We start from the raw sequence: 14,870 nt of genomic DNA, 5'->3' as shown, positions 1-14,870 counted from the left end.
AAAAAACTGATACAATATCATCAGAACCAATTAAAGGGGGACTAGGGTATATGACAACTACTACAACAGTTAAATCCGATATTGCAATCGCACAAGAAGCAAGTATGAAGAAGATTCAAGAAATTGCAGCTAATTTAAATATTTTAGAAGAAGAACTAGAGCCATACGGACATTATAAAGGCAAGTTATCTCTTGATATTTTTAAGCGTTTACAAGATGAGAAAGACGGTAAAGTTGTTTTAGTAACAGCGATTAACCCAACTCCAGCAGGAGAAGGTAAATCAACAGTAACAGTTGGTTTAGGGCAAGCTTTTAATAAAATTGGTAAGAAAACAGTAATTGCACTTCGCGAACCATCTCTTGGACCAACAATGGGATTAAAAGGCGGAGCAGCAGGTGGCGGTTATTCTCAAGTAGTACCAATGGAAGACATTAACCTGCACTTTACTGGAGATATTCATGCGATTACAACTGCCAATAACGCATTAGCGGCGTTTATTGATAATCATATCCAACAAGGAAACACACTTGGAATTGACACGCGTAAAATCGTTTGGAAACGCTGTGTTGACTTAAATGATCGTGCCCTTCGTAACGTAGTAATTGGCCTTGGTGGACCGGTTCAAGGTGTACCACGTGAAGACGGTTTTGATATTACAGTAGCATCTGAAATTATGGCCGTATTCTGCCTTGCAACAGATATTCAAGATTTAAAATCACGTCTATCTCGCATTGTTGTCGCTTATAATTTTTCAAATCAACCTGTAACAGTTAAAGATTTAGGAGTAGAAGGAGCGTTAACACTTCTATTAAAAGATGCATTAAAACCGAACTTAGTACAAACATTAGAAAATACACCAGCTATCATTCATGGCGGACCATTTGCGAATATCGCTCACGGTTGTAACAGTGTTATCGCTACGACAATGGCAGCAAAATTAGGTGATTATGTTATTACAGAAGCTGGATTCGGTGCAGATTTAGGTGCTGAGAAGTTTTTAGATATTAAAGCACGTGCAGCTGGTATTAAACCAGAAGCGGTAGTTATTGTTGCGACTATTCGTGCGCTTAAAATGCACGGTGGTGTGGCGAGAGATCAATTAAAAGAAGAAAATGTAGATGCGTTAGCAAAAGGTATGGAGAACTTACAGAAGCATGTTGAAACAATTCAAAGCTTCGGTGTTCCTTTCGTAATTGCCATTAACAAATTTATTACTGATACAGATGCAGAAGTTGCATACTTACAAGAATGGTGCAATGAGCGTGGCTATGCAGTATCCTTAACTGAAGTTTGGGAGAAAGGTGGCCAAGGCGGAGTTGACCTAGCTGAGAAAGTGTTAAAAGAAATCGAAAAAGGTGAAAACAACTACGCACCACTTTATGAATTAGAATTACCATTAGAAGAAAAAATTCGTACAATTGCTCAAAAAGTGTACGGCGCAAAAGATATTGAATTTGCTCCGAAAGCACGCAAGCAATTAGCTCAATATGAAGGAGAAGGCTGGAGTAACCTACCGATTTGTATGGCGAAAACACAATACTCTCTTTCAGATGATGCAACAAAATTAGGTCGCCCATCTGACTTTATCGTTACAATTCGTGAATTAAAACCATCTATCGGTGCAGGGTTTATCGTTGCGTTAACAGGAACAATGTTAACAATGCCAGGCCTTCCTAAACAACCAGCAGCACTACAAATGGATGTAAATGAAGATGGAAAAGCAGTAGGTTTATTCTAAAAGGTTGTAATTCATCTCGTTTATCTGTAAACTATATATACATCAAGTGGCGCCTTTCCATCGAAAGGCGCCTGTTTTTTGGAGGAAATTATGTTTGATCCAACTGCTTTTGAAAATTTAAAGGTAATTGTGGAAGGAGCTGTCTATGATTTCGATTTACACGGTGATATTCTCGTAACAGATCGAAAAGATGTGATGGACCTTGCTTCATTAAGTCGTATGTATAGTATTTCATTTCAACTAACAGAAACATTTAACACGATGGTAGAGGCGACATTTTCACTATCTGTTGATGCAAAGAATTTATCAGGTGAAATATTAGAAGTACCTCAGTTTATACCAGGTTGTGAAATGAAGCTGGAATTCTCGTTCGAAATGGAGCAACCAGAGATAGGATGCGAAGAAATTGAAACTTTATTGCATTCTATATGGGGAAAAGAGCGAATGATTACGCAGAAAATTTCATACGAATATAATAAGCAAGCGATTTCATATCATAATAAGGTAGAGGTTCTATTTCAAAAAGCGATTACAGAAGACCATGTTGATGATTTAATAGCTGTTATTTCACACATGATAGAAACGGTGCGAACAATACAACATTTTCTTCAAAAATAGAGATAAAGGAGAAAAACAAATGATAAAAGATATGCAACCATTTTTACAACAAGCTTGGGAAAAGGCTGGTTTTAAAGAGTTTACTGAAATTCAAAAACAAGCGATTCCAACTATTTTAGAAGGACAAGACGTTATAGCTGAATCTCCAACTGGAACAGGAAAAACATTAGCGTACTTATTACCACTTTTACATAAAATTAATCCTGAAATTAAACAACCTCAAGTTGTAATTTTAGCGCCAACTCGTGAACTTGTTATGCAAATTCATGAAGAGGTTCAAAAGTTTACAGCAGGAACTGATATTTCAGGTGCGTCTTTAATTGGTGGTGCGGATATTAAGCGCCAAGTTGAAAAATTAAAGAAACACCCAAGAGTTATTGTCGGTTCACCAGGACGTATTTTAGAATTGATTCGTATGAAAAAATTAAAGATGCATGAAGTGAAAACGATTGTATTTGATGAGTTTGATCAAATTGTAAAACAAAAGATGATGGGTGCTGTACTTGATGTAATTAAATCAACGATGCGTGATCGTCAATTAGTATTCTGCTCGGCGACAATAACAAAAGCTGCAGAAGATGCGGCACGTGATTTGACAGTTGAACCACAATTAGTACGTGTAACACGCTCAGAGGCACAGAGCCTAGTTGAACATACGTATATCGTTTGTGAACGTCGTGAAAAAAATGATTATATTAGAAGAGTTATGCATATGGGAAATGTAAAAGCAGTTGCCTTCTTAAATGATCCATTCCGTTTAGATGAAATTACTCAAAAACTAAAATTCCGTAAAATGAAAGCGGCAGCTCTTCATGCAGAGGCAAGCAAACAAGAGCGTGAAGTAACGATGCGCGCTTTCCGCAGCGGGAAATTAGAGATTCTACTTGCTACTGATATTGCAGCACGTGGATTAGATATCGATGATTTAACACACGTAATTCACTTAGAATTACCAGATACAGTAGACCAATATATTCACCGCTCTGGACGTACAGGACGTATGGGTAAAGAAGGAACAGTCGTTTCTCTTGTAACAGAACAAGAAGAGCGTAAATTACTTCAATTTGCGAAAAAATTAGGTATCGTGTTTACGAAACAAGAAATGTTCAAAGGAACATTTGTAGAATCGAAACCACCAGCACCAAAGAAAAAGAAACCAGCTTTTACTGGTAAGAAAAAGCCTAGATAAATGAATGGAAAGACGTAACTATGCGTAGTTACGTCTTTTTTTTGTGGAATAATAGATGAAATTTTATTAACGATGATTAAAATTTCATCTATCGTAACTTTAAAAATATTAACGATTCTACAGGGAATATTGATAAAGGTGTAGCATTTCTAGTTTAGTTTGTACAAGGAAGTAACATAAAAAAAGTCGAATATTAACATGATACGAAATAATAAAAAGAAGGTACATGTATGGCTAGGAAATTAGGAATGTTTTTAAATACGAAACATATTGAAGTAAACGAAGGAATAAGAAAGGCGAGAGAATGGGATTTAGAATATATTCAACTATATGCTATGAATGAGAATTTCAATTTAGCTAATATTTCAAAGTTAGAATGGATTACTTTAAAGGATAGCTTATCTTTTAATGGGATTAAAGTCCCATCATTAGCGATTAATTTTGGAGAAAACGGAATTGTAGGAATGGAAGTTGACAGTGCAATAGAACGGTTTAAATATATTACTGACAGAGGGTTAGAGTTGGGAGCAAGGATAATAACAGCTCATATTGAGGGAATTCCAAATGATGAAAAAAGTGAGTACTATAATAAAATGGAACAAATCTGTTACGAAATAGGGAATTTAGCATTCAAATTCGGGGGAGTCTTCGCTATTGAGACGGGATCTGAAAAAGCAATAGTGTTAAAAAGATTTTTAGAAACTACAAACTCAAAAGGACTAGCTGTTAACTTTGACCCAGCAAATTTAATAAGTGATGTAAATGAAAATCCGATAGAAAGTTTATTGCTATTAAAAAATTATATAGTACAAACGCATATTAAAGATTGTAAAGAATTGAAAAGCGATAGTTCAAGTAAGTATATAGAAGTCGCAGCAGGAAATGGTGAAGTAGATTTCGACTTGTTTTTTCATACATTAGATAACATCGGTTTTGATGGATATAACATGATTGAAAGAAATGATTATTTTGACGAACGTGAAGGAATGATCCAGTCGATAAATTTCATAAAGAAGTACATATAAATGAAAAAGGAATAACAATAGTAATTGTAGAAAGCTACATAGAATATAAAAACCATTAGGGGGAAATGAAATGATTCATAAAGTCGGACAAATTATGTTATATGTAAATAATCAAGATGAGGCATTAAATTTTTGGACAGAAAAAGTAGGATTTCATGTAATCGCAGAGGAAGATAACAATCAAGGAATGAGATGGATTGAAATCGCTCCAACTAATGATGCTGAGACGAGTATCATATTACATAATAAAGAGATTATCTCCAAAATGAGTCCAGAATTGAATCTTGGTACACCGTCTTTAATGTTCTTCTCAGAAAATCTGGAACAACTATATACAGATTTAACAAATAAAAATGTTACAGTTGGCGAAATGGTAACAATGCCTTCGGGTAAAGTGTTTAACTTTGCTGATAGTGAAGGGAATTATTTTGCGGTTATGGAAAAGAACAAATAATGATATTGTTATGTCAAAATCCCCCTCATATATAATGAGGGGGATTAAATGTTTGAAGTGGATTTTTCATTAGAGAGTTGTTTGATAAAAAATGTCCCTTTTTCAATAGCTGTCTCAATATAACCAACGATTTGATCAAATGTAAACACCTGTAGGTCTTCATACAAATGTTGCTCGGGGTACAGCATATCTTCAAAAATATATTGCCGAAAAGCTAAAACATTCTCTCTAGAAATCTCCTCGATATTCACAATGTTAGCCTCTTGATTAAGTAGGGCGAAGAGCTGTTGTTCTTTATCGTAATGATGCAACAATTGTGCGTTCAATAATTTAAAATCGTTATAGTACATAGGCACGATAGTTTCGTCGTTCTCAATTCTGTTTTTTAGCCAAGGTAGAAAAAATCCACTTAGCCAATTATCATCGGCAATGAGGTGGGTATAATAACCTAAAATATAAGAGGAATCCATATGATCTTCATATTTATGAATAAATGAATCATAATCTATTCTTCTCGTATAGTTTTTCGTTGTACCAGCGTAAAAATGTGAAGTTCCTTTTTCTTCTTTTGAATGAACAGCATCAGGAGCTACACCACCAAGTAAGAAAGAGGTTTTATCTTGAATAGAAAGTTTCTCAGCAATACCGTTAGCGATAATGATATGCATAATTCGTGATCCCATGAATAACACCTCTATTTCATGTATTCATTTTAGGGAGCTGTCTGAACGTGTAGTATTACTTTCCCTGTACTTTGTCTACTTTCGACCCATTCATGTGCTTTCCCTGCATCTTGAAGAGGAAAAGATTTCGTAGTTTTAATTTGTAAACTTCCATCGCGTAAATAACGGAAAACTTGATTCGCAGTTTCTTGAAGCGATTCAGGACGTTTTTTTCGTGTAGTGCCAAAGCTGAAGCCGAGTATAGAACGGCAACTTGCGTGTAAATCTTTCGTTTGAAAACTACCAACTTCTCCGCTAGCATTGCCGAAATGGACGAGACGACCGTAATAAGCAAGGCACTCTAAACTTCTTTCGGACACAGTACCAGAAATAGAATCTAAAACAATATTAACGCCTTCTCCGTTTGTAAGCTGATTTACCCTCTCTACAAAATCTTCATCTTGATGACAAATAACATAATCAGCGCCAGCATCTAAAGCAATTTTTCTTTTTGCTTCACTTCCGACAGTCCCGATTACTTTTTTAGCCCCTAATAATTTTGCGAGTTGAATCGCAGTAGTACCAATTCCTCCAGCAGCGGCATGAATTAGAACAGATTCACCTTGCTGAAGTCTTGCAACATTTGCAAGTAAATTGTAGCTTGTAAAAGATACGATAGGGCAGGCAGCTGCAGTTTGGAAATCAACTTCATCAGGTAATACAAAAGTAAGATTTTCGTTCGCGACAACATATTCAGCGTAAGAGCCATTTTGAGGAAAAGTAATGACACGCTGGCCAGGATAAATATTTTTCACATGAGAACCTACGTGTTCTACAATACCAGTTGCATCTATCCCTGGAATAAAAGGTAAGGCTTTGTTTCCTTTTTTGCCATAACGTGATTTAATATCGGCGAAATTAACACTAGTAGCAACAACGCGAATTAAAACTTGATTATCTGAAATTGCAGGAATATCCATGTCCGTATATTTCAACACTTCAGGACCACCGAATGAAGTTACAACGATAGCTTTCATATACATCCTCCTAAATTTGAATATATATATTATTTTAAATCTTCATTAGGAATTGGAAAATTATATAATTGTTATGCAGGGTTATAAGTGAAGCTTATGAAGCCATTGCATCCTTATATTAATTTATTTGAAAAATCTTTGAAAGAAATCGAACGGAATATCGTTTGCTTACCAATATATAGTGTAGGACAAAGGAGGGATGGTATATGAAGGATGAAACAGTATACACAGAACTAATCCAATTAACTTTATCAGGCAATAAAGAAGCGTATAGTGAGTTGTATGATAAAACGATTCAAGAAGTATATAAGACAGCACATTTTTTAATGGAGTATGTAGATGAAAAGGTGAGATAAGTAAAAAGCTCATAGCTTTAGCTTTGAGCTTTCTTTATTGAAATGTAAATATATTAACCACCTATCCCTTTTGCTATCAATAGGAAATATACAACTACCAGTATTACTCCATTTAATGCAGTACCAAGTATTCCGAATAACCAATTTTTTGATGCTATCGCAAATATAATTCCGAGGAATGAAAGTATACTGAGAATCATAATAAGTAACGATAAATTCGCATTAGGCCCTCTTAAAATAAAGAAAGAAAATACACTTGCGATAAATGTTAGAAACGAGAAAGCCCCTAATTTATACATAATAAATCTCCCTTGGTTGAAATATATTTTGACTTAGCGCCCGATTTCCTTTAGTTTAACATAAATTTCCTATTACCAATTAAATATATGAACAATAAAAAACGAGTATAAAATCTATGCGATTTCATACTCGTTTTGTTATTACTTAAATTTCCTTACCGCATGTATAGCAACTCTCACAAGGAGTATTGCACTTATAAATAAACCACCATAACCAACGACACTTAAAAATTGATCATTAGGTTCTTTTGCATACAAGTCAGGGACAGAATTACCTTGACTTGCTTAATAAAGTGAAAGTGAGAAATCACTTAGTTATATTCCTTACTATTCTCCTTGTTTTTTTGTATAAAACAATCTAAAAGCGAGTAACCAGCTATTAAACTAATAATGGTAACGAAAGTCGTATTCACAAGAATAATATTAGTTAAATAAGGTAGGTATTCACCAACTGGTGAAAAGAGTAGAGCTGGAGAAAAGGAAATGATTAGTGTAGGCAACGTAATAGCGATAAGTTTATCCAGCTGAAAGTTCCAATTTTGTTTACTCGTTTCGCGATTAATGGATTGTAGGAATCTTAATAAAATGCCGACTAAAAGAGGGAAGAGTGTAAAGTAGAATAACCTTGGATAAACGTTAAAGTTCACTTGCGCGTCTGTATCTAAATAAAATTGAATTTTAACACCTACAACTAATAATAAGATGATAAATAATGTAAAGCAGAGGTATAGTATCACTTTTTGCATTTCATTCCACCATCCTTTATTAAAAAATATATTCAAGGAGCGAAGATATATACGATAATGGCGTTGTATATATCTTCGTTTTCTATTAGTTAATTGTGGATTTTGTTTGTTTCGTTAAGTAATCAATAATTCCCATCGCGCTAATCTCTAAATCAAGATGTAAAATGTTATAAACAGAATGATTTGATGGAACGTTTAGCTTTGTAAGGTGAGAGGAGACTTTCTCCATTAGTAAAGATTGTAATGCCTTAGTAGCCTCATCAAAATCAGTATGTTTTTGAAAAACTTCATTTCCAGTATTAACGAAAATAGGTAACCAATGTTCAAGTTGGTTATATACTTCTGTAACATTGGATGATGCGCCGTAATGACCGAAGTAAATAGTATCTACATTCATACTTTGAATATGATTTTTAGAAGCAATCATCGCATCTGGCTGGAATTGTGAAGGAGACGTTGATGGTAGATATAGTTCTACATCAAGGTCTGCGAGTTCTCTATAATAAATTCCTATTGTATCGCCAGTAAAAATGCCGTTTGTTAATGAATCGTGAATGCTAATATGGTGCTTCGCATGTCCCGGTGTATCATAAAATGTGAGTGTACGGTCTTCTTCAATTTTTAATGTATCACCATTTTGTACAATATGAACACGTTCTTCTTCAATTGGAAGAATTGGATCAAAAAGTTTATCAAAATCTTCTTTGTACACAGCTTTTGCGCCAAGAATTAGTTTTGTTGGATCAATCATATGACGAGCCCCGCGCGGATGCACAAATAGAGTAGCATTTGGGCACTTTTCCATCATTAACCCTGCTGCGCCTGCGTGATCTAAATGAACATGTGTAACGATAATGTTTTTTACATCATTTAAATTAATATGTAATTGCTGTAAGCCGTCTAAAATATAGGGAAGAGAAGGGGCCGCACAAGTTTCAATTAAAGTAATATCGTTACCTAATAAAACGTATGTACCGGTGCGTTCATCATGTTGTAAGTCATAATCATCAATAAGATATAGATGAGAAGATAGTTGTTCTACTTTTTTCATACTTACCACTCCTTATATACGGTATGTATCTATTATACGCTAAAAATAGAAAAAGACAGAAAACGAAAGCTCGTCTTCTGCCATTTTAAAGTGTTGTTATTTCGTTTGTTCTTTATTGATAGACATAACGAACAGTCCAACTATGCCACCAACGATTGGAAGCATAATTTCTCCTGCTAAATTAAAGTAGGAGCTTAAAAATAAACCATTTACATCGATTACCCAGCCAATCACATACAATAACATCATATATAGTACGAAATAAAACTCGCGATTTGAAATCGTTTCATGTTGTGCAGTTTTCATAATGAACACCATCCTTTTCTTTTATAATGGAATATAAACTGTCACATTTTGTTCACAATTCAATTGTAAAACTTTCCATCATAAAAGTCTAGTAGTCTGTGTCGAATTTTCGAACAAAAACAAAGCGCTATCATTTCAGCTTATAAGTACGTAAAAAGAGCTGTATATTCACGAATGTAGTATAGTATAAACATGGAATGATAGTGAAGAGAGGGGCAAGGACAATGACAATTTATGATTTTTCAGCTAAAACAATAACAGGAGAAGAAAAATCGTTAAAAGATTACGAAGGAAAAGCACTTCTTATTGTAAATGTAGCTAGTAAATGTGGATTTACACCACAATATAAAGGGTTACAGGAAGTATATGATAAATATAAAGACCAAGGACTAGAAATACTCGGTTTCCCTTGTAATCAATTTGGGGGACAAGAACCAGGCACAGAAGCTGATATTACTAGTTTTTGTGAATTGAACTACGGTGTGAACTTCCCAATGTTTGCAAAGATTGATGTAAAAGGTGACAAGGCTCATCCACTTTATACATACATGACAGAACAAGCACCAGGTTTACTCGGTATGAAAGCAGTGAAATGGAACTTTACTAAGTTTCTAATTGGAAAAGACGGGAAAATAGTAGGGCGTTTTGCGCCGCAGACGAAGCCGGTGGATTTAGAGGTTGAGATTGAGAAGGTGCTTGGGGAATAATTAGGAGTTAGCTATCTATTATGTTTACTAAAAAACACCTCAAAGAACAAAGTAGCTCTTTGAGGTGTTTTCTTTAAACTCACATTATCAAGATTAAATCACTCTATCGTAGTCGTTTGATTTAGGCAGAGAAGCTGCTTTTTTCATAAGCACTTCCCATAAGTGTACGGATGTCTTCCATTCGGCTGCGGCCTGTTCCTTTTGATACATAGCGTTCTCATAACTGAAAGTAAGTTGTTGCATATCGGCCGAATTGTAAAGTGTATCGATGTGGAGAGCGTATTCTCGGAATGTTTGACTTTCACCCCGTGGTATGCCGATTCTCGCAAATTGTTTTAAAAGTGCACCGTAAGCTTTTCTATAAACAGCATCATCTTTTCGGTATTTATAGAAAAGAATAATAAAAAATGTAATCCATTTCATTCTAGTGGTGAAGAGAATGTATCCGATGATACTAATCGGCATCGTAGAGAGGAATACGTACCACCAAGAAAACCCATTTTTAGAATTTGTGATCTTTTTAGTAGAGGCTTCTTCTGTATTTTCTATTAAATTTTTGAGCTTTGCTTCATTGTTCCGTTGGTGTATTGGCTCGTTATTAGAATTATTTACTTGGTTATTTTGTGAAGTAGAAGCAGGAGTATTATTTGTAAAATTATAGGGATTGGTAAATCCTTTTGTTGGTTCGAAGGGAATCCATCCGTATCCTGGGAAATATACTTCGACCCAAGAGTGTGCGTTATTGTTCGCGATTTTATAAACATTCTCACCTTCTGCAGAGGCAAGTGTATTCTCAAGAGTTCCTTCTGTATAGCCTTTTACCCAGCGAGCGGGAATCCCGGCAGAACGAAGTAACACGATCATAGATGTCGAAAAATTATTGCAGTAACCGCTTTTTGTATCGAAAAGGAATTGATCTACATAGTCTTGGTTTTTGGCAGGGTATAAGACATTCATTGTTTCGTATACAAAAGAATTGTCTGTAAAGTAATTTTCAATAGCTAATACTTTGTCATATCGGTTGCCTTTATCATTTGTAAGATTAACAGCTAAGTCTCTTACTCGCTGCGGTAATGATTCGGGAAGTTGTGTGTACTTTGTCATGAAATAAGGACTTGTTTCTTGACCTTCATTCGTTTTTGCAGCTTTCAAGTTTTCTATGGAAAACTCCGGGATCTCATATGTTACTTTATACGAATTTAAAGTAGTAGAAGAGTCTTCGTGCATAGTATAGATTTTTTCTGAAAATGGGTCAACGCTGTATGATACATCAGAAGAAGCCTTAACTGATACTAATCGGTAAGGTGAGGATAACTTTTTTGCATGGTGATTGTTGCCTCAGTTATCTCCGTTTTTGTATTTTGTTCGTACCAGCTCACGACGTCGTTTTTATTTTTAAAAGAAACCTTTTTCGGGTTTTCAGAAACCTCCCAGCCTTTTCCTGTATAAAAATCTTTTGTTTCTACTCTCCAATATTGTTTGTTTTGCATTTGTGCTGTAAAAACAATTGTATTATCGGCCTTAAAAGGACCACCTAATTGCGAGTCATATAAACCATACCCAATTTTAGAAACTTCTTGTTCTTTACTTGCTTCAGATGTGTTGAATTTTAAAAAATTCATTGGGTTTGGCCATTGAGGGCCAAATTTTGGAGCGAAGTATGCGATGGTTGCTGACAATACAATAAATATTGTAAGAGGTCTAAGTAATTTTGAGATTACTCTAGCATAATTTTGTAAGTGTTCCATCTTTTTTATTCGTTCTATTTGAAGAAGACTAAGCATAAAAAAGCCGATGACAACAGTACGAATAATAGCGTAGTTTGCATTGTATAAATGTAAGTTATGAAAAGTTGTGATATAAATAATAGTCAATGCAAGAAATAACAACCCACGTTTTTTATGAATAACCCAAAAAGAGCTGAAAGAACTCAAAAACCAAAATGATAGAAAAAATAATAATGTTGGAAAAACTGGAGAAATATCTAGCAAATCCCCCTGGAAAAACAGAGAGGAATTTCGAGAAATATCAGCAAAAAATTTTGTTAGCCAAGATGGATTTATAAAAGCATTTTTATAATACAGGAAATGAATGATGAATAAGATCGTGACAATCTTTATTGGAATCTGCCACCTTGTTTGAAAAAAAGAGAGAGTGAAGCAAATTCCTATAAATATTACAAAAATATCTAATCTACCTACGTTTGTAATACCTATAAGGGGTCTTAGCCATTCTAGTAAAAGTAGAAGTGCACATACATGCATGAAGAATCTGCTCATATCCCATTTGTATTTTGTTCGTAATGTTATCATTTGCTCACCTCAAAAAACACGTTTGTATACCGGTTCCCATAAACCACATTTACAAATATTTTTCGTTTTTGTAGAGTTTCTAGAATACTTAGTTCTCGATGTGAGAGTTGATTTGCTTTTTCTTTCACGACAAACACCATTAATTTTCTGTTTTTTATAGCAGCAAAGTCAGCCGTCTTTTGAATATCGGGAGAAAGATCGCTTGTTACGAGTATAATCGTTACGGGCTCATAAATTTTTCTTAATTCCATTTCTACACTCCGGGAGAGCGGGAATACACTGTCCGCTTGTACTTTCGCTAAATGACAAAAGATTTGTTGTAACTGACTATCTCCATTGTCTAAAGGGAAAAAAGTTCGTTCTTTTCCGACAGACACGAATGACGCTGGTGAATTTTGCTTCAAGACAGCCCTTACAATAGAGGCGGAAAATGTTACGACTGATTCGAATAGAGGGGACTCAGTTCTGTCCATAAATATCATGATATTATGGCTGCGCTGTTGTTCAAACTCTTTCGTCATAATGTTGTTTGTTCGTGCAGTTGCTTTCCAATCAATCCATGAAAAGCGGTCACCAGGTTTATAGTCTCTGACACCGACAGAAATTGTAGAGTCCTTTGCTAAATTTATATTTGCTGAAAGCGCTCCTTGTTCGAAATGATTTTCCAATTGTCGATACGTTATAGCTACATACTGGGGATAGACTAAAAATGTATCTAGAACTGAAAAAGTTACTTCTTTCTCCATCATTCCGAATAGATCACCAGTTTTGACACGTACGCTTGAAAAAGTGTGCTCTCCTCTAGGGATTGTGTCAATTGCATATTGAAACGAAATATTTCGTTTCAATCCTGGAAAGAGTATTACCTTATTCACCTTCGTTTGTCTACAATTTGTAAATTGTGATGGCAGTTCATCTTCTATAATTAAATAAAGTAAGGGAAAAGGAAATCTTCTTTTTATTGTAATAGTGCTTAAAAATTGTTCTCCTGCTGCATATTCATTTTGGTTTGTTATTCGTTTTACTTCAGCGTCTCGTAAAGCGTAGAAGGGAAGTAGTAGTGAATAAAGACCAATAGGAATCGTACTATAAAACAAAAACCAACTTACAAATCCTCCTTGAAGCATAGCGTACACAAATGTTAAGACTAGGCATAAAGGTATTAGCAATAACTTCGTAACGTGATATAGCGCCCGTAGTAGTCGTTTCATCAAAGGTTTTTCGTCCTTTGAGTCGGCACGGTAGTTCGTGCAACGATTTTGGCGATAACTTGTTCTCCTGTTATTCCTTCAAATCTTGCTTCCATTTTTAGAATGAGTCTGTGAGCTAAAACGTAAGGAGCTAAAAATTTAACATCGTCTGGAATAACATAATTTCTGCCATGGATGAATGCATAAGCTTGTGAAGCTTTCATTAAAGCGATTGAGCCGCGCGGACTTGCACCTAGCTGTATAGAACTATAAGAACGCGTCTGAGTAACAAGTTTTACAATGTAATGCTTGATTGCTTTGTCCATGCTTACTTCCCGTACGCTTTGTTGTAAATAAAGTAATTCTTTTATTGTAGTAATAGCTTGTAAATGAGAGAGTGGATTTGTTTTTTCCATCCGGTTTAAAATTTCAAATTCTTCTTCTGGTGTAGGATATCCCATTCTTAGCTTCAACAAGAAACGATCGAGCTGAGCCTCTGGTAAAGGATATGTTCCCTCATATTCGACCGGATTTTGTGTAGCCATTACAAAGAAAGGTTTTGGTAACGATCTTGTAATGCCATCTATTGTGATAGTGCCTTCTTCCATACTTTCAAGTAAGGCAGATTGTGTCTTTGGAGATGTACGATTAATTTCATCAGCAAGTACAAAATTCCCCATAATCGGTCCAGGCTTGAACTCAAATTGGAGTTCTTTTGGATTATAAATAGAAACACCTGTTACATCTGACGGCAGTAAATCAGGTGTGAATTGAATACGCTTGTAATCAGCATCAATTGATTTAGAAAGAGCACGTACTAGCATTGTTTTCCCGACACCGGGAACATCTTCTAATAGTACATGACCTTCAGCTAAGAGAGCTGTCAAAGCTAAGAGCGTTTCTTTTCGTTTTCCGACCATTAATTTTTCAATATTGGTGATTATTTTTTCTACTATGGGATGTAATGAATCAAGCTGGGGCATCGTAATCCTCCTAATTTTATTATCTTTTCTAATTCATTTTTATGTTAAAGAAAAGGAGTTCCTTCATTTTAATGCAGTATAATAGTAATCTAAGAGGTAAGTAGGAATGGTTTATATAAGTTCATATTGAGAACTTATATAAATAGGAAAAACTTAAATGTTAAAAATCATGGTGATATACTTTATAATTTCTATG

At 34.9% G+C, this 14,870-nt stretch carries 14 protein-coding genes and 2 pseudogenes; 7 read left to right on the top strand and 9 right to left on the bottom strand.

The annotated features are described in order from the left end of the window. Positions 1–50 precede the first annotated feature (50 nt). The 5 genes from ACE38F_RS17765 (at position 51) to ACE38F_RS17745 (ending at position 5,025) form a co-directional block, all read left to right on the top strand. Complete coding sequence (locus tag ACE38F_RS17765) at positions 51–1,739, top strand: formate--tetrahydrofolate ligase (RefSeq protein WP_375370751.1); 1,689 nt, start codon at positions 51–53, stop codon at positions 1,737–1,739. Between the two features lie 90 nt (positions 1,740–1,829). Beyond that, complete coding sequence (locus tag ACE38F_RS17760; RefSeq protein WP_215556143.1) at positions 1,830–2,357, top strand: hypothetical protein; 528 nt, start codon at positions 1,830–1,832, stop codon at positions 2,355–2,357. Between the two features lie 19 nt (positions 2,358–2,376). Beyond that, a complete protein-coding gene (locus tag ACE38F_RS17755; RefSeq protein ID WP_002158100.1) occupies positions 2,377–3,546 on the top strand; it encodes a DEAD/DEAH box helicase in 1,170 nt (389 codons plus the stop codon). A 230-nt stretch (positions 3,547–3,776) separates the two neighbouring features. Continuing rightward, positions 3,777–4,571 carry a sugar phosphate isomerase/epimerase family protein gene (locus ACE38F_RS17750; RefSeq protein ID WP_002158099.1) on the top strand — a complete coding sequence of 265 codons (795 nt, stop codon included), beginning with the start codon at positions 3,777–3,779 and terminating at the stop codon, positions 4,569–4,571. A 70-nt stretch (positions 4,572–4,641) separates the two neighbouring features. Continuing rightward, positions 4,642–5,025: a VOC family protein gene (locus tag ACE38F_RS17745; protein ID WP_375370723.1), complete on the top strand. Its 384-nt coding sequence runs from the start codon at positions 4,642–4,644 to the stop codon at positions 5,023–5,025. A gap of 44 nt (positions 5,026–5,069) precedes the next feature. Here ACE38F_RS17745 and ACE38F_RS17740 read toward each other — a convergent pair whose 3' ends face one another. Both ACE38F_RS17740 and ACE38F_RS17735 read right to left on the bottom strand, forming a co-directional pair. Further along, entirely contained in the window at positions 5,070–5,708 is a 639-nt protein-coding gene (locus ACE38F_RS17740) for a zinc dependent phospholipase C family protein (RefSeq protein WP_002158096.1), read from the bottom strand. Between the two features lie 29 nt (positions 5,709–5,737). Continuing rightward, positions 5,738–6,724, bottom strand: a complete 987-nt coding sequence (locus ACE38F_RS17735) for a quinone oxidoreductase family protein (RefSeq protein ID WP_375370724.1) — start codon at positions 6,722–6,724, stop codon at positions 5,738–5,740. A 206-nt stretch (positions 6,725–6,930) separates the two neighbouring features. Between ACE38F_RS17735 and ACE38F_RS17730 the strand changes: the two are divergent. Continuing rightward, a pseudogene (locus ACE38F_RS17730) lies at positions 6,931–7,056 on the top strand (sigma-70 family RNA polymerase sigma factor); the annotation flags it as partial. Between the two features lie 77 nt (positions 7,057–7,133). Here the strand turns inward: ACE38F_RS17730 and ACE38F_RS17725 are convergent. The 4 genes from ACE38F_RS17725 to ACE38F_RS17710 form a co-directional block, all read right to left on the bottom strand. Then, entirely contained in the window at positions 7,134–7,379 is a 246-nt protein-coding gene (locus ACE38F_RS17725) for a hypothetical protein (protein WP_375370725.1), read from the bottom strand. Positions 7,380–7,690: 311 nt separating this feature from the next. Then, on the bottom strand, positions 7,691–8,125 hold the full coding sequence (locus ACE38F_RS17720; RefSeq protein WP_375370726.1) for a hypothetical protein: 435 nt from the start codon (positions 8,123–8,125) through the stop codon (positions 7,691–7,693). An 85-nt stretch (positions 8,126–8,210) separates the two neighbouring features. Then, positions 8,211–9,176, bottom strand: coding sequence for an MBL fold metallo-hydrolase (locus ACE38F_RS17715; RefSeq protein ID WP_375370727.1), 966 nt, complete (start codon positions 9,174–9,176; stop codon positions 8,211–8,213). 96 nt (positions 9,177–9,272) lie between these two features. Next, positions 9,273–9,482 (bottom strand): DUF3925 family protein, encoded by a 210-nt coding sequence (locus tag ACE38F_RS17710; RefSeq protein WP_002127081.1) that lies wholly within the window; start codon positions 9,480–9,482, stop codon positions 9,273–9,275. A 224-nt stretch (positions 9,483–9,706) separates the two neighbouring features. On the opposite strand from ACE38F_RS17710, the gene bsaA reads away from it, so the two are divergent. Continuing rightward, positions 9,707–10,189 carry a glutathione peroxidase gene (bsaA, locus tag ACE38F_RS17705; protein ID WP_375370728.1) on the top strand — a complete coding sequence of 161 codons (483 nt, stop codon included), beginning with the start codon at positions 9,707–9,709 and terminating at the stop codon, positions 10,187–10,189. A 93-nt stretch (positions 10,190–10,282) separates the two neighbouring features. Here bsaA and ACE38F_RS17700 read toward each other — a convergent pair. From ACE38F_RS17700 to ACE38F_RS17690, 3 genes and pseudogenes are all read right to left on the bottom strand, one after another. Then, positions 10,283–12,501 (bottom strand): annotated as a pseudogene (locus tag ACE38F_RS17700) (DUF4129 domain-containing transglutaminase family protein). After that, positions 12,498–13,712, bottom strand: coding sequence for a DUF58 domain-containing protein (locus ACE38F_RS17695; RefSeq protein ID WP_375370729.1), 1,215 nt, complete (start codon positions 13,710–13,712; stop codon positions 12,498–12,500). The pseudogene ACE38F_RS17700 and the gene ACE38F_RS17695 overlap by 4 nt, the downstream one beginning before the upstream one ends. Then, positions 13,712–14,674: an AAA family ATPase gene (locus tag ACE38F_RS17690; protein ID WP_016092716.1), complete on the bottom strand. Its 963-nt coding sequence runs from the start codon at positions 14,672–14,674 to the stop codon at positions 13,712–13,714. Before ACE38F_RS17690 ends, ACE38F_RS17695 begins: the two co-directional genes overlap by 1 nt. Positions 14,675–14,870: the final 196 nt, after the last annotated feature.

This window comes from Bacillus altaicus (assembly GCF_042136375.2).
Taxonomy (GTDB): domain Bacteria; phylum Bacillota; class Bacilli; order Bacillales; family Bacillaceae_G; genus Bacillus_A; species Bacillus_A cereus_U.
The sequence above is the reverse complement of the archived record's forward strand: the minus strand, read 5'-3'. Positions and strand labels throughout refer to the sequence as shown.